Below are 15,670 nucleotides of genomic sequence, written 5' to 3' on the forward strand. Positions count from 1 at the left end.
TATTACAAGCCTGCCATCCTGCGCACTATGTCAGGCTTTAGCCTTAATCACTTGATGAGAAAATGGCAATCAGTCTCAGGATTTCAATGTAAAGCCAGACCAGTGTAATCAGCAGCCCCATGGCAGAAAACCACTCCATATATGCGGGCGCACCGTACTGTTCCCCTTTGTCAAAATTATCGAAGTCCAGCAGCAGGTTCATGGCTGCCACGCCAATGATGAGCAGGCTGATCCCGATGCCAATCATACCACCATCGTGGAGATAAGGCAGATTAATACCAAAGAAGCTGAGAACGAAATTCAGCATGTAGACCACGAAAATAGCGCCCGTAGCCATGATGATCCCACTACGCAGCTTTTGCGTTACTTTAATGATGCCCGTTTTATAGAAAAACAGCATCAGGAAAAACACGGCACTGGTCAGCGTAACCGCCTGAAAAATGATGCCATCAAAAGCACTGGCGTAAACGGCTGAAATACCACCAACGAAGAGGCCCTCAAGAGCCGCATAAATAGGGGCAAGAATAGGAGAATACTCCAGCTTAAAGGTGGCAATCAATACCACAATAAGCCCGCCTATGGCACCGCCCCACATTAGGAGTGGATTAGCTGCGGCGTAGCTAAGTACAGCTGTTGCGATCATCAGTGCGCCCAACAATAACGACTTGTTGACTGCACCGGACACTGTCATCCGGTCGGTTTGGGTGCCTGCCTGCGTCATGTCGGCATCCAGGACCTGATCAGAGGCTTTCTGGAAAGCCTTTTCACTCATGACAGGATTACGCGATTGGAAAAAACCTTTCTTTCTACTCATTTTAGTACATAGGTTAGTGAAATGCTGTTCTAATATAGAACGCGCTCTTCAAAACTACAATTAATTCTGCTTTTTGTTGCCTGCCAGGATTGAACCTACCGTATCTAAAGGTGTTTCTTTCCTGATACTGAGCTCAAGCGTAAGTATTTTTCCGTACTTTTGCGGCTGCATAAGAAAAATTATGCCTTATATTCTTTCAGTATATCATTATTGCACAAATACACCTAAACGATAACTCCTGAACAACCAACTCATTACAAGTATAATAGATTTAAGAAAAGATAAAACACTTTAATAGTAAATGACAAATACCAACGGGATACCACTCATTAAGATTGGCGTTTTTTACGATGGAAATTACTTCTACCATGTCAGTAATTTCTACAATTATGTGCACGAACGGAAGACCCGCATTAGCATTAAGGGGCTGCACGAATTCATTCGCCATAAAGTTGCAGAACTCGAAGGAGATGGCACCAACGTTAACCACTGCCAAATTGTCGACGCGCACTATTTCAGAGGCCGGCTGAGCGCTTCTGAGGTGAGCCATAAAGGTAAGCAGCTGTACTACGAGCGCGTCTTTGACGACATCCTGATGTCTGAAGGCGTAACGACTCACTACCTGCCACTGCGCAACAACAACTATGGGCGGAAAGCCGAAAAAGGCATAGATGTTCTGCTGGCGCTCGAGGCTTTCGAACAGGTTTTCTACAAGCAATTCGATGTCCTGGTGCTTATTGCATCAGACAGCGACTACGTGCCCCTCATCCGCAAGGTCAATTCCCGGGGCACAAGAGTAATGGTGCTTTCCTGGGATTTTGAGTACACCGATGATTATGGCAATCAGCGGTCTACCCGAACTTCACAGGATCTACTGGAAGAGGTGACCTATCCATTGGCGATGCATGAAATTATCGACAACCGGGTTACCCGGGACTCTCATATTGTTAACAATCTTTTTGTCCCCAAAACGGACCACTACACCAAAAAAGATTACCGGGAAAACAATAGTAGCTATCAGGACCGGTTTGAAAAAGGAGAAGAAGAAGAAAACACGGCAGAAGTAGTGATCACGCAGGATGGAGCCTACCACTCCAGTACCATCCTATCCCTTAAAGAAGGGTTTGGCTTCATTGCTTACCCCCCAAATAATCTGTTTTTCCACCATTCTGAGGTGCAAAACTGTGATTTCAACGACCTGCTGGTCAACGATCGGGTGGAATTCCGCCTGGGCAAGAACCAGGAGACCGGTCAGGATATCGCTATCGATGTGTACCTGCAGGAAGATGATGAAGAATAAATTGCTTTCCAACCGGGCGTAGTCTAACCGATCCTACTACGCCCGGTTCTCCTTCCCAAACCTATTTCCACATGCTCCAGTTGAGAGATTGGTACGAATCCGGACAGTACTTTCAATTTGATGATTACCGGATATTTTACCAGGAAGCCAGCCCGGAAAAGCCCCGTACCCTGGTCCTGCTGCATGGGTTCCCCACCTCAAGCTGGGATTGGCGGGCGCTCTGGGAGGAACTGGCCCTGGAATACCACCTTGTAGCTCCTGACTTCCTGGGGTTTGGTTACTCAGACAAGCCTACAGATTATGACTACGAAATCTCAGAGCAGGCAGACCTGGTAGAATCACTGCTCGATTCCATAGGCGTCACTCGGTATCACCTGCTTGCCCACGACTACGGAGACACCGTGGCTCAGGAGTTGCTTGCGCGGGAGTCCGAGAGCGATGCGCCTTTAAAAATACAATCCATCATTCTGCTCAACGGCGGGCTGTTTCCGGAAACTCATCAGCCCCGCCCCATTCAAAAGCTGCTGCTCAGCCCCATTGGAAAGTGGCTCTCGCCATTCTTATCCAGAAATACCCTGAAGCGGAATTTTGACAAAATATTTGGCCCAAACACCCAGCCCTCCGCCCGGGAAATAGACGAGTGGTGGTCGCTCATACGCTACAATGGCGGGCAGCGGGTGTTTCACCTGCTCATCCGTTATATGGAAGAACGGGAGCAATACCGGGAACGCTGGGTAAAGCCCCTGTTTGAGCCTCCGGTGATGGTCCGGCTCATCGTTGGTGAAGCAGACCCCATCTCAGGCGGGCATATGGCCATGCGGTACAAAGAACTTGTCCGAAGCCCTGACATTCAATTGCTGCCCGGAGTGGGCCATTATCCACAAACCGAAATGCCCAAACTGGTCCTGGAACATTGCTGGACGTTTTGGGAAAACCTGTAACGCTTTCTGTCCTCTGCGTTATATTAGTGCTATGAGCGCATACCAAATCCTGCTAGTGACGATTCTTACAGCAAGTATTCTGACCGGTTGTCAGCCTGAAGCAGCCCCACCCATGGTAAGCTGTTATTACTGGAAGTCGGCTTTTGAGCTCAGCCCCACGGAACGGGAATGGCTGGAGGCGCACAAGGTAGAACGCCTTTACGTTAAGTATCTTGATGTGGATGTCGAGAACGGCCGTGCCGTGCCCAAAGCCCCCATCCGGTTTACAGACCCCACCTATAAGGACTTTGAAATCGTGCCCTGTGTGTTCATCACCAACCGGACCTTTCAGGCTGCAGTCAATCCGGAAGACCTTGCCGAACGGGTATGGAAATACCTGAAGGAGATCAATACTGCCAGCCACCTCTCCCCGACCGTTTATCAGCTAGACTGTGACTGGAGCCCCTCCACTCAGGCGGCCTATTTCCGGTTTTTAGACCGGTTCCGGCAGCTTGCAGAAGGCCACACACTGACCGCCACTATCCGGTTGCATCAGTTGCGGTATCCGGAGCGAACTGGTGTACCCCCGGTAGACCGGGGCGTGCTGATGTACTATAATATGGGAGATGTACAAAACGTTGGAGAACGCAACAGCATTCTCAATACCCAAACTGCTGCTACTTACCTTACAACTAACATGCAATACGACCTGCCATTGGATTATGCCCTGCCGATGTTTTCCTGGGTCCTCGCTTACCGGCTTGGCGAGCTGCATGCCATTATCAATCAGGGCACCTGCCAGGAGCTGGATACACTGACAGCCGCAACTGCAATCGGCCCCAACCGGTACCGCATGCAGCAAAATGCCTATTTTGGGAATCATTACCTTAACCGGGGCGATCAGCTACGCTGCGAAGCGCCAACGGTAGCCGACCTTAAGACGGCCATCGATCAACTAAAACAGATTGACAACCACTGTGAGCACCTTCTCTTTTACCACCTTAACGAAAACCTGTCCAATGCATTTCCGAAAAACCTCCCACAGCATTTGGCTGACCGCCTCGCTACTCCTTAGTGTCGGCGTGCAATCCCTGAGCGCATGCGGTCCGTATGAGGATTCGTACCATTATTTCAACCTGTTCGTGCCGGAGTGGCTATTCAGTGATGAATACGAGCCTACTTTCTACACTGCAAATGATTATTACCATATCTGGGCAGAGGCAGACTATCCGGATGCGAATCTACAGAGCTGGCAGCAGTTTTTTGAGCAACCTTTGAAAGAAGAACCGCTCCGCAAAGTGCTGTACGACAGCTGGATTGAAGGGTTTGAAAATGTTAGCCGGGAAGTCTTGGTGAAATCACTGCTCTTTGAAGGCTCGCTGATCTCCATACCTAAACAGGAAGCCTCCAAACAATACCTGCTGCTCGCTCTGGAAATGGAAGCACTGGCCAACCGGCCCACCGACACCTGGGGGTATCAGGGGCAGGAAAGGCTAAGACCGGAAGCTGCGGCAGATTTGGTACAGCGCCTGAAGGAAGCCCTCGATCGGGAAAAATTCCCCTTCCTGAAAAACCGCTATGCCTTTCAATTGCTAAAGGCGTACCGTTATACCGGTCAGGCACAGGAAGCAATACAGTTTTACAAAAAGTACTTTGCGCCGCTGAAACAAAAGGACCTGATCAGTTACTGGGCGATGGACCACTACGCGGGCTTATTGCTGCAGACCGGGGCAAACGGAGAAGGCTATTACCACTTTCTGAAGGTCTTTGAGCAGGCTCCAAGCCGCCGGCACAGCGCTTACTATAGCTTCAACATTTCCACAGAGGAAGACTGGGCTGCCACCTACAAGCAATGCCAAACCCCTAAAGAGAAAGCGCTGATGCATTTCATCAGGGGGACCCGGCAGGAGGTGCTGGGACTGGAAGATATGCGGTCTATTTTTGGCCTGCTGGGCAATCATGAATGGCTGCGCATCGTGATGGCCAGAGAGATCAATAAGCTTGAAGGCAACAACCTGAGCTACTACGAGCAGCAGCCCATCGCACAGTTGATGCAGCGGATAGAACAGGGGCAGAGCCTGCTTAAAAATGAGGAATACGAAGACTATGCCGGACAGTTGCTCCGATTTGCCACCACCGCTTACTACAATAACCGGGATGACCACTTCTGGGCGCTTGCTAAAGGCTACCTTGAGTTGTTGCTCGGACGGCTACCCACTGCGCAGATCACTCTGGAGCAAGCCGGAGAACTGAATGGCCCACACCAACGGATTCAGGGTGAATTGCTGCTCGCCATTCAGCTGATGCAACAGGCAGAACCCTTGTCGGAAGCACAGGAAAACACCATTGCCCTTCAGCTGGTGGAGCTGTTTGCAGACCCTATGGCCAATTGGTCCACCCAGCAAAACAATCAGGAATTTATCCTGGAGCTGCTTGCTTATCGCAAAAGGCAGGCTGGTGAAAGCATAATGGCCCGCCTTCTCGCCCGGGAAGTGCTCAGTGCGACTCAAATGAACCCTACCGAATCCGGTGTCGACAGCCTTCTGGCTTTCATCAACAAGCCTGCACACAGCGAGCTGGAATTGCTAGCCCTTAAGCACTTCACTGGGAATGAGAGCACCTGGTCTGCTTTTGTACTGAACCCGAAAGCGGCACTGAGCACAGTGCGTTACGATGTTTTAGATATCAAAGGGCGATTGCTGATGCGCGACCCTGAAAAACTGGAGGCTGCCGTGGCTTTATTCGACAGCTTGCCGGCCACGTATGACTTCCCCCTGAAGGTAAACCCCTTCAATATGAGCATTAACGACTGTGTGCATTGTGCTTACTCCACTGCTGCCTCTTTTACCCGCAATAGTTTTGTGCGCAAGCTGGCGGAAATTTACCAGATCGCGCAGGAGACCAACAGCCCCACCGATTACTATCTGCTGGGCAATGCTTATTACAATATGACCTATTTTGGCCCAGCTTTCGAGGTCATGAACTATTACCGTAGCGGCGTGTCCTACGATGGCTTCTATGACTGCCGGGTGGCCTTAAGCTTTTATGATAAGGCTATGAAGTATAGTAAAGAACCCGAAAGTGCCGCCCAGGCTTGCTTTATGGCAGCTAAAGCCCAGCAAAAGGTCTTTTATGTGAAATCGCTAGCAGAAATGGACCAAGTCAATTACTGGTACGATAAGTTCATCATGGACGATTGGTCGGGCTCCACGCTTACCTTTGAGCAGGTGATGGGAAAAATGCAGGCCCAGGGGTACATGTCTTATTTTAAGCGGCTCGATGACCAATACCGGCAAACCCGGTTTTTCCAGCGGGCAATCCGGGAGTGCAACTACCTGAACTACTATGTGAGCCAATAAAAAAGCGCTGCCGCCAAGCTATAGTACTGGCGGCAGCGCTCTGCTTTTTACTCGAGGCATAGAATGCTTAGAGGTTATCGATGATGCGCTTCACCTCGTCTTTGCTCTCACCGATTCTTTTCTGAATGCGGCCAATGAGCTCTTCTTCCTTGCCTTGCTGATAGGCTAGGTCATCATCTGTAAGCTCACCGTATTGGGCCTTAAGTTTCCCTTTTAGCTCATTCCAGTTGCCTCGGATTTTATCATTTGTGGATCCCATATCATTTGGTTTTGGTTAAAAAATATTAGTCGTTATCTGATAATTCACGGTCAATCTCTTCTAAAGTAGAGTTGACGTTTGTCTTGAAATCATTCCATCCATCTTTGGCGACGTTGCCAAGGTTCTGGAACTTTTGGTCTAAATCGTTGCTCCATGCTTTGAGTTCGTCAATCTCTTCCTGCATTTCTGCTCTTGCATCTGCTGACGCGTTTTCGAGATTGGCTTCCAATTCTTCAATTTCTTCGTTGACTTCTTCACGGGCACGGTCAATTTCAGCTCTCATTTCTTCCTTATCCGACCGGAAATTGTCCGCGAAGTCGTTGGCGGCATTTTCTACCGAGTCTTCAGCATCGTCCATGGTATCATTGCTTTCGCTACCACAGGCGAATAGTCCAAAACTCAGTAACAAGACGAAGAAAATTTTTGAAATTGCAATAGATTTCATAATAATTGGATTTTAATTGTTTTCAATTGAGGATTAATAAAACCGGCTGTCCGGATCAGATCCATCATCGGGTTCAAGAGTTGGCTCTGTGCCATTCACACGCTGTAATCGGGTGAAGTATACTTGGAACCCAATGGAAAAGTCAAGCTGGTTCGTGTATGTTGTTGTTTCATTGCGGGTACCCTGATACTCAAAGCTGGCATTACTGCGTGCCCAATTGTATTTGACAATGGCTTCAATGCCGATCCCATCAGAACTAAATATCGTAAATCCCGGACCAAAGCTGGCTGCAAGCACATCTGTACTTGTTGTCTGAGGGTCATCCCCTACACGTATGCGGTCCTGCGAACTTCCAAAGCCAAAATTAGCCTGCAGGAAGAAAGCTTTGTCTTCAGCAATGGGAAAATAAACCCTGCCAAATGGCCCGAAAAGCAAATCGCTGTCGTACTCAGTCTCATAATCCGTTTGCGGGTCGGAGAGATCAACAGGCTCTCTCAGGCGATTGAGCGTGTAGTCCATACCGATACCCAACGCAAAGTTGTTGGTAACGAAGTATCCGATACGAGGCGAAATGTTGAATTGAGTGCTCCGAGTGCCTTCATTATCTACAGAAGCTCCATTTGCCTCAATTTTGACATTAGAGTCTGCTGTAGAGAAGCCAAGCGTACCTCCCATCATAAAGTTTCCCTGAGAAGTAACATCCTGAGCATTCAGGGTATTTAATGCCAGGCATAACAATACTACCCAGCTTCCGACACAAAAGTATCTGCTGTTCATGGTGCTGCTTTTGTTTTTCTGAAGGGAACGTATGCTTTTGTTTCCCGTGACTGATTTCAATTAAGGAACGAGCAGGCTATTCTGATGTTCGTTTTGTGTCAAAAAGTAATTGCTTTTTGTATCAAATCAGCAGCCTTCTCGGCAATCATCATAGCCGGAGCGTTCGTATTGCCCCGTACGATAACCGGCATAATGCTGGCATCCACTACCCTCAGGTTTTGAACACCTCGGACGGACAGATGCTCATCCACTACCGCCAATTCATCCTGCCCCATTTTGCATGTCCCTACCGGATGGTAAAGGGATTGAGCCCATTCACGGAGATAGTCGATCACCGCAGGCTCCGTCTCCACCTCAGGCGGTGGCATAAAACGAGACTTCAGGTAAGGTGCCAGGGCAGGTTGCGCCATAATGCGCTCCGTGATACGGTAGCCTCTGATCAGGGTTTGAATGTCGCGCTCATCTGACAGGTAGTTGGGGTCAATAAGCGGCCGGTGTTCCGGATCAGCCGTTTTGAGCTGCACCCTGCCGCGGCTGTAGGGGTAAATCAGCGTCATCCCCAACCCCAGTCCATTGCCGGTTTTCGGGTTGTCAAAACCGTGCCTCAGAAAATAGCCGGGGGAGAAGTGCCACTGCAAATCAGGTGCTTCCAGTTCGGGCTGACTCCTAAAAAAACCTCCGCATTCCGCTACGTTTGAGGAAAGCATCCCCCTCTTCCAAAGAAAGTATTGTAGCAGGTGCCTGACGGACCAGGGGAAACGTTCTGTGCTTTCTAAAGTATCTCTGAGCTGAGTGTGATAAACACAGCCTGCCAGCAAATGATCCTGCAGGTTTTGGCCCACCCCCGGCAAATGATGCACCACTTCTATTCCCTGTTTCTTTAATTCCTCCCCGGGGCCAACGCCTGAAAGCATTAACAGCTGAGGACTGTTAAAGCTGCCTGCACAAATAATGACCTCCCGTTTTGCGTAAATTTTTACGAGTTGATTGTTTTCTTCGTATTCCAGCCCAACCGCCTTGCGTCCTTCCCAAAGAATCCGGTGTGCCGTTGCATTAGTTGTTAATAATAAGTTGCTGCGGTGACGTACTGGCTCCAGAAATGCGTTTGCGGCACTGCACCGTTGTCCGGCTCTCTGTGTCACCTGATAGAAACCAAAACCTTCCTGCGCAGCCCCATTAAAATCCGGATTCAGGGGATAGCCTGCTTCGGCTGCAGCATCCAACATCAACTTGCTTAACCGGTGATGATGACGCCCCCGGCTAACCGTCAGTTCCCCGGAAGTACCGTGGTAGGCATCATCAAACTCCAGGTTCTGCTCAAACCGCTTAAAGTAAGGAAGGACCTCCTCGTAACTCCAGCCTCTATTGCCCAATGCCGCCCACTGATCGTAATCTGCCCGGTGCCCACGGATGTAAATCATGGCATTGATGCTGCTGCTGCCCCCCAGCACCTTGCCCCTTGGCTGGTACATCCGCCGGTTGTTCATATGCGCCTGAGGAACGGAATCATCACTCCAGTCAAAGGCACTCCGGAAAAGCTTGCTGAAGGCCAGTGGAATATGGATGGATTGATCGCTATCCTCACCACCGGCTTCCAGCAGGAGGACACGTTGGTTAGATTGGGCAGACAGGCGGTTAGCCAGCAGGCATCCTGAGGAGCCCGCTCCTACAATGATGTAGTCGAAAGTCATGGCGGTGCAATTTGGTTAAGGCTTTGGCGGGATTAAATTAGCGAAATTTCGCAACACATGCTCACTATCCGCCAAAAATGCCTCAACTCAATTGCTCCCGACTGCACTCAGCCTGTAGGCGCTGCCGCTTCATAGGACCTACTTACCCTTAAAATTAGCACTTCGCTTTTCTATAAAAGCAGCGGCTCCTTCTTTGAAATCTTCGGTCCCGGTAGTCTGCCCAAAGGCTTTTACTTCGCGGTCAAAGCCATCTTCGTCATGCTGAAAATAGGCATTGATGGCTTCAATAGTCTTGGCGATAGCGATGGGCCCTTTTTTCGCAATCTTACCTATAATAGCTTTGGCTTTATCCATGGCTTCCCCAGCAGGCAATACATAATTGACGAGCCCCCAGGCCAACGCCTGATCAGCCGAAATCATGTCACCAGTAAGCAGGAGTTCCGTGGCTTTGGTTTTGCCCAGGTATTGGATCAGGCGCTGCGTGCCACCATAACCGGGAATTATACCGAGATTAACTTCCGGCTGACCAAAGCGGGCATTCTCCGTGGCAATGCGCAAATGACAAGCCATGGAAAGCTCGCAACCACCGCCGAGCGCAAAACCGTTGACCAGGGCGATAACAGGCTTGTGGAAGCGCTCAATCAGAAAAAAAACATCCTGCCCTCTTTGTGCCATATCCTGTCCCTTTTGGGTATCCAAAGCCAGAAACTCTTTGATGTCGGCTCCTGCCACAAAGGCTTTCTCCCCGGCACCGGTAAGGATAATCCCCTTGAGCCCTTCCCGTGCCGGCGCGTCCTCCGTAAAAAAGTGCTGTAACTCCAGCATCGTCTTAGTATTCAGAGCATTCATGGCTTTAGGGCGGTTAAGGGTAAGGATGAGAATACCATCTTGCTCATCAATCAGTAAGTTGGTGTAGGGCATGTTTATGAATTTTTCAGAAAGTGAAAGCGATTGAAAATTGTTCTGCGTGAAATTAGGAAAATTAAAGCTTAATGTGATTCCCAGCATATATTTAGTCCCCATTTGCAATGGCTAACCATGTCATGATTTATTTAAAAACGGGCTTCTTATTTAAGGAAAAAGTATATATTTGCAACATCTCCATAAAAAATACTTTCCTCCACGTCCAAGAACCGAAAATCAAAATTGTAACTTTTCCACGCTTACATCGTAAGAGTGGTTACCGAATATGCATTTTATAACCTATTCAAATCTATAATTCTGATGAAGACGAATATGTACACTATGCTACTGCTTGCATTTTTTGCAGGTAGCAGCCTTACCGCCCTAGCCAATGGGGCTAGCACCTGGACCGGTGACGGAGACGGCTGGCGCTGGGAAGACCCGGACAACTGGGAATATGATCAGGTTCCTGATGAATACGACAACGTTCTAATTGGAGGTGATGCCTATGTACAGGTTACAGAACCTGGCGCGGAATGTATGTCCATTCGACTTGATGATGACGCCACTCTATTTATCCGAAGCGAGGGGGGGTTAACGGTTGCTTACTCTTACGAAGAAGGCATTGATATGAATGACTACTCGACCCTTGTTATTTGGGGGTCCCTGGAGATTCATCATACCGGTGAAGATGACTATACCGGAAATGGAATAGAAATGAATAACGACACCCGTGTTTTAAACCGCGGAGAATTATCTATTCATCACGTTGATATGGAAGGAGATGGCATTGACATGGAAGATGATGCCGTCTTTGTCAATCGTGGCAGCCTTTACATTTCAGAGATAGATAATGAGGGCATCGAAATGGATAATGATGCTATTTTCCGCAACCGGGGCCTCTTGGAAATCATGTATGTTGATTCAGATGCGATCGATCAGGATGATGATGACACCGAATTCCTCAATGATGGAACGATTAACATCAGCTATATTGATAGTGAAGGCATAGAAGTCGACGACGGTATTTTCACCAACACGCAAAACGGAGAAATCAATATTGGCTTTGTATTCTCTGACATGATTTACATGCAGTCAGATGGTACTTTTGAAAACTATGGAGAAATAAACTTGCTGCCAGTGCCTCCTGATTTTTCAGTTGAGTCTGCTCCTGAACTAGAGGAAGGTCCTGACCCAGCTGAAGCACCAGACCCTGAAGTTGCGGCAGACGCTGAAATCGAGTTGTATGGCGCGATCTATGCTGAAGATTATGGCCGGTTTGTAAATTACAACCTGGTAGATATTGACTTTTTCTTTAACCTCGGTTCTCCGGAAGAACCAGAGCCACAGCAAATAGAATACTATCTTGTCTACGGTTCTCTTGTGACTGTCTACGATGGAATGATCGAGAATAAAGATTGTGCGGAAATCAATATTGACGGTCCGTTCCCAATTTACAATGAGGGTCAGCTGTCAAATGAAGGAACGATTGATTTATCTATAGATAACATTCCAATCTCTCCTGAAGAAGGGCCTGGACCACTGTTCGGTGACCATGTGAATTATGGCTACTTCTATAACGATGGAGACATCCTTTCCGATTATCCTTTCTTCATCGGCCCTAACCCAATTGACGAGGAATGGACGAAGTCTTCCATCGGGGGCGAAGGCGAAAATGATAGCTTTTCGCTGGGCTGTGACATCACCATTACTACTTCTTCGCGCCAGGGACACCGGGCAACCACCGATAACGTGGCTTTCCTCAACCAACCCTTATGCGGCAACAGCATGCTTACTGCTCGTCTTGATGGTGTAAGCAATGGCTTTGGCGGCATTATGATCCGTGACGGAGAAGGAGGTGGGAACAACGGAGGTCCAGCGAATGTCCCTTCAGAATCAAGCCCGAAAATGTTCATGATCGCCTCGAAAAATATAGATGTGATCTACCACGGCACTCGTTACAACGAGGGCGACCAACTATCCTACACACCATTCTTCACGCCTCACGACAACTGGCTGCGCGTGGAGCGGATTGGTAATTACATCCGCGCCTACCACAGCAGCGATGGTAGTTTCTGGTCACTGTTCCATCAGGTATACCTCGAGTTGGGTGAATGCGCTCAGGTCGGCTTATTTGCAACCAGCCAAAATGGTGCTCCTGCAATGGCAGCATTTAGCCACGTGGAAGTTTCTGGTTCTGAGCAGTATTTCTCTGTGCCTGATGTTCCAACAGCCGAAGCTCCGGCTATCCAACAGCGGGCTACCGTATGGCCTACACCGGCACAGAGCCAGTTCACAGTGGAGTTTGAGCAGGCTACTCAGGTAGCAGGTACTGCTATCCTGCGCAATGAACTGGGCCAGGCTATTGGCCAGCGCAAACTTGAGCCAGGCACCTGGCAGCTACAGTGGGATGCCAACACACTCCCTGGCGGTCTTTACCTGCTGGAAGTGCAGACCGAAGATGGCTACCGCGAAGTGCTTAAGGTACTGAAGCAGTAAGTATACCCAAAAAACAACCTATCTGAAGATACAAAAAGTGCCTGCCCCAAAGCATTGGGGCAGGCACTTTTTTCACCTGTGACATGGCTTATAATGAGGTTTTAATAAAAGCCGCTTTTTCTACTATCTCATCAGCACAAAATCGCCTTTAATCATTTCAACATGCCCATCGATGAACTCCACTTCGGCATAAAAAACGAAGACACCGGGGTCCATAGGCTCCCCCCGATGGCTGCCATCCCAGCCTAACAGCTCGTTGTTCAGCGCCTGTGTGCCTCCAACAAAAACCTGCTCGCCCCAGCGGTCATAGATTTGAAAACTGTTCAGCCCGATGACATCCGGCCCGGCGAAAAGTGTGAAGGAATCATTGCGCCCATCACCATTAGGGCTGAATACGTTAGGGGCATATACCTTTCGTGTTTTTTCCACAATTACCGTTATAAAATCAGTGGCGGTACAGCCCGCTGCGTCTTGTGCCGTCAACCGATAGGTCGTGGTCTCCTCCGGCATAACAACCGGCTCCAGGCTGCTGAGGGTGTCCGGTTGCCAGGTAAAGCCCGCGATATCGAAATTCCGCCCGTCAATCGACAATTGCACACTCTCACCCAAACGAATTTCTTCATCTTCGCCTAATTCCAGGAACAGGGGCTCTGCCGGGCTGATCAATAACGATTGACTTGCCTGGCACCCATTGGCGTCCGTGAGCAGCAATTCGTAAGTACCGGCAGCAAGGTTGCTTTGTAATACCGGCAAAGCAACTATGCTAACCGGTGTAGCGTCATTTAACTGATATTGGTACGGAGCAATTCCACCCAAAACCGTGTCAATGATGATTTGCCCGCTGTTTTCCTGAAGACAGTTGGCATCAACTGCAGCAGCCTCCAGCAGTACGCCCGAGGGCGCGGCCAATTCAATGCTCGCTTCTGATTCACAGCCCCCCGCATCGTTAATGGTCACGGTGTAAGTGCCGGCGGTAAGGTTATCCAGGGCCGGGCTTGCCGCACCGTTGGACCACTGATAGGTATACGGCGGCGTCCCCCCATTTGCAACCACTTCTACTCCACCATCCGCAGCATCCGCGCAGCTCACTTCAAAGCCATTGTAGTCGGACGTGGCAGCCAGAGCCGCCCCTATTTGAGCGACTTCGATGGTCAGCGGCTCGGGCAGGATTGATGGGCAGAAGTTGCCGGTGCCAGAAAGGTTGGTCAGTGAGTAGGTCATGGTGGTAGTAGGCGCGACGGTCACCGTAACAGTATTACCCGCCCCGGTGAAGGCTTCCACCAGCCCGTTATCATCATTCAGGTTGAAGTCAAAGTTATCCGCTCCCGCAAGGTTGATGGTTAGCACGAGAGAGTCCCCCGGACAAAGACTGCCCGGTGCGCTTAATTCTGCAGTGACTGCTGGCTGGAAGGTCAGCTCAATGACGACCAAACTGTCGCAGCCATTTTCTGCTGCACCAGGAAGTAATTCTGCACCGCTTGGATTAGCTACGTCATAGACCGTGCCATTCACTTCCACACTTGCGCCTTCGCAGAGGCTTAGTGCCAAAACACCCTCGGCGGCTTCTTCGAAGCTCAGGTCTACCAGTACCAAGCTATCACAGCCATTGACGGTAGCACTGGGCAGGATTTCCAGGCCCGTTGGGTTGGCAGCGTCATAAACCGTACCGTTAACCGTCAGGCTTTCGCCCGTACAAAGGGTTTGAATGAGCTGGGCTGTATCCGCAGGGAAGAAGCTCAGCATGATATTGACCGTAGAGTCACACCCATTCTCAGCTGCACCTGGCAGTACTTCAGTACCTGCCGGATTAGCGGCATCATAGACCGTACCGCCAACGGTAACAGAGCCACCCGGACAGAGGGTTTGTGATAAGGTTGCTGTAACAGGGACCTCAAACGTAAGGTCAATACTGATCAGGCTGTCACAACCGTTTTCGCTTCCACCCGGCAGGATTTCCAATCCGGTTGGGTTGGCAGCGTCGTAAAGGGTCCCGTTGATGGTCAGGCTTTCGCCAGGGCATAAGGTAGATGCGATCTGATTGGTATCTGCCTGCAGGAAGGTCAGCGCTACAATAATCACACTATCGCAGCCATTTGCAGACGCCCCCGGCAGCAGTTCCGATCCACTCGGGTTAGTTGCGTCATATACAGTGCCATTGACCGTCAGGCTTTCGCCAGGGCAAAGGGTTTGCATGAGCATATTGGTCCCCAGCGTATCAAAACTCAGGCTGATTTGAAGGATGGAATCGCAGCCATTGATAGCTGCACCAAAGAGCGTATCCTGACCGATTGGATTCAGCTCATCGTACACAACACCGTTTATAGCAAGGCTCTCGCCCGGGCAGAGGGTTTCCACAATATTGTTCACCACAGCATTTTCAAAAGAAAGGTCAATGCTGATCAGGCTGTCGCAGCCATTCACCGTGCCATTCGGGACCACCTCGAAGCCGCTGGGGTTCCCCTCGTCGTAGACCGTGCCATTGACTGTAAGCGCGTCTCCGGCGCACAAGGTCTGCACGATGAAATTGGTATCTGCCGGGAAGAAAGCCAGGTCTACCACGATCACAGAATCGCAACCATTAACGGCGCCTCCGGGAATGACTTCCGTGCCGGCTGGATTAGCAGCATCATAGGTATTGCCATTCAACAAAAGGGTGTCTCCCGGGCACAGGGTCTGCGCCACGAAGTTCGTATCTGCCACCAA

Annotated in this window: 12 protein-coding genes; 5 read left to right on the plus strand and 7 right to left on the minus strand. The window is 49.7% G+C overall.

The genetic code is table 11. The features are described 5' to 3' along the window. Nucleotides 1–43 precede the first annotated feature (43 nt). A complete protein-coding gene (locus MRY86_RS26725; RefSeq protein WP_293569805.1) occupies nt 44–814 on the minus strand; it encodes a Bax inhibitor-1/YccA family protein in 771 nt (256 codons plus the stop codon). Between the two features lie 301 nt (nt 815–1,115). Here MRY86_RS26725 and MRY86_RS26730 point away from each other — a divergent pair, with 301 nt between their 5' ends. The 4 genes from MRY86_RS26730 (at nt 1,116) to MRY86_RS26745 (ending at nt 6,393) form a co-directional block, all read left to right on the plus strand. Beyond that, nucleotides 1,116–2,114, plus strand: a complete 999-nt coding sequence (locus MRY86_RS26730; RefSeq protein ID WP_293569803.1) for an NYN domain-containing protein — start codon at nt 1,116–1,118, stop codon at nt 2,112–2,114. A gap of 71 nt (nt 2,115–2,185) precedes the next feature. After that, nucleotides 2,186–3,055, plus strand: a complete 870-nt coding sequence (locus MRY86_RS26735; protein ID WP_293569801.1) for an alpha/beta hydrolase — start codon at nt 2,186–2,188, stop codon at nt 3,053–3,055. A 31-nt stretch (nt 3,056–3,086) separates the two neighbouring features. Then, nucleotides 3,087–4,109 carry a hypothetical protein gene (locus MRY86_RS26740; protein WP_293569799.1) on the plus strand — a complete coding sequence of 341 codons (1,023 nt, stop codon included), beginning with the start codon at nt 3,087–3,089 and terminating at the stop codon, nt 4,107–4,109. Then, complete coding sequence (locus MRY86_RS26745) at nt 4,054–6,393, plus strand: hypothetical protein (RefSeq protein WP_293569797.1); 2,340 nt, start codon at nt 4,054–4,056, stop codon at nt 6,391–6,393. Before MRY86_RS26740 ends, MRY86_RS26745 begins: the two co-directional genes overlap by 56 nt. A 67-nt stretch (nt 6,394–6,460) precedes the next feature. On the opposite strand, the gene MRY86_RS26750 is transcribed toward MRY86_RS26745, so the two are convergent. From MRY86_RS26750 to MRY86_RS26770, 5 genes are all read right to left on the minus strand, one after another. Beyond that, the gene (locus MRY86_RS26750) at nt 6,461–6,652 is read right to left on the minus strand and encodes a CsbD family protein (RefSeq protein WP_293569795.1); all 192 of its coding nucleotides are present in this window, start codon (nt 6,650–6,652) and stop codon (nt 6,461–6,463) included. A 25-nt stretch (nt 6,653–6,677) separates the two neighbouring features. After that, the gene (locus MRY86_RS26755) at nt 6,678–7,097 is read right to left on the minus strand and encodes a hypothetical protein (RefSeq protein ID WP_293569793.1); all 420 of its coding nucleotides are present in this window, start codon (nt 7,095–7,097) and stop codon (nt 6,678–6,680) included. A gap of 33 nt (nt 7,098–7,130) precedes the next feature. Further along, complete coding sequence (locus MRY86_RS26760; RefSeq protein WP_293569791.1) at nt 7,131–7,874, minus strand: outer membrane beta-barrel protein; 744 nt, start codon at nt 7,872–7,874, stop codon at nt 7,131–7,133. Nucleotides 7,875–7,972: 98 nt separating this feature from the next. Further along, the gene (locus tag MRY86_RS26765) at nt 7,973–9,565 is read right to left on the minus strand and encodes a choline dehydrogenase (RefSeq protein WP_293569789.1); all 1,593 of its coding nucleotides are present in this window, start codon (nt 9,563–9,565) and stop codon (nt 7,973–7,975) included. Nucleotides 9,566–9,703: 138 nt separating this feature from the next. Further along, entirely contained in the window at nt 9,704–10,486 is a 783-nt protein-coding gene (locus tag MRY86_RS26770; RefSeq protein ID WP_293569787.1) for an enoyl-CoA hydratase-related protein, read from the minus strand. A 303-nt stretch (nt 10,487–10,789) separates the two neighbouring features. Between MRY86_RS26770 and MRY86_RS26775 the strand changes: the two genes are divergently transcribed. After that, complete coding sequence (locus MRY86_RS26775) at nt 10,790–12,967, plus strand: hypothetical protein (protein ID WP_293569785.1); 2,178 nt, start codon at nt 10,790–10,792, stop codon at nt 12,965–12,967. 123 nt (nt 12,968–13,090) lie between these two features. Here the strand turns inward: MRY86_RS26775 and MRY86_RS26780 are convergent. Beyond that, nucleotides 13,091–15,670: gliding motility-associated C-terminal domain-containing protein (locus MRY86_RS26780; RefSeq protein WP_293572087.1), on the minus strand; the 2,580-nt coding region annotated here is incomplete at its 5' end.

It is taken from the genome of Phaeodactylibacter sp. (assembly GCF_022763345.1).
GTDB lineage: Bacteria > Bacteroidota > Bacteroidia > Chitinophagales > Saprospiraceae > Phaeodactylibacter.

What these genes read in the sequence shown, in the direction of transcription:
- MRY86_RS26725 (WP_293569805.1), bottom strand. Translation starts at nt 814, where the DNA reads ATGAGTAGAAAGAAAGGTTTTTTCCAATCGCGTAATCCTGTCATGAGT.
- MRY86_RS26730 (WP_293569803.1), top strand. Translation starts at nt 1,116, where the DNA reads ATGACAAATACCAACGGGATACCACTCATTAAGATTGGCGTTTTTTAC.
- MRY86_RS26735 (WP_293569801.1), top strand. Translation starts at nt 2,186, where the DNA reads ATGCTCCAGTTGAGAGATTGGTACGAATCCGGACAGTACTTTCAATTT.
- MRY86_RS26740 (WP_293569799.1), top strand. Translation starts at nt 3,087, where the DNA reads ATGAGCGCATACCAAATCCTGCTAGTGACGATTCTTACAGCAAGTATT.
- MRY86_RS26745 (WP_293569797.1), top strand. Translation starts at nt 4,054, where the DNA reads ATGCATTTCCGAAAAACCTCCCACAGCATTTGGCTGACCGCCTCGCTA.
- MRY86_RS26750 (WP_293569795.1), bottom strand. Translation starts at nt 6,652, where the DNA reads ATGGGATCCACAAATGATAAAATCCGAGGCAACTGGAATGAGCTAAAA.
- MRY86_RS26755 (WP_293569793.1), bottom strand. Translation starts at nt 7,097, where the DNA reads ATGAAATCTATTGCAATTTCAAAAATTTTCTTCGTCTTGTTACTGAGT.
- MRY86_RS26760 (WP_293569791.1), bottom strand. Translation starts at nt 7,874, where the DNA reads ATGAACAGCAGATACTTTTGTGTCGGAAGCTGGGTAGTATTGTTATGC.
- MRY86_RS26765 (WP_293569789.1), bottom strand. Translation starts at nt 9,565, where the DNA reads ATGACTTTCGACTACATCATTGTAGGAGCGGGCTCCTCAGGATGCCTG.
- MRY86_RS26770 (WP_293569787.1), bottom strand. Translation starts at nt 10,486, where the DNA reads ATGCCCTACACCAACTTACTGATTGATGAGCAAGATGGTATTCTCATC.
- MRY86_RS26775 (WP_293569785.1), top strand. Translation starts at nt 10,790, where the DNA reads ATGAAGACGAATATGTACACTATGCTACTGCTTGCATTTTTTGCAGGT.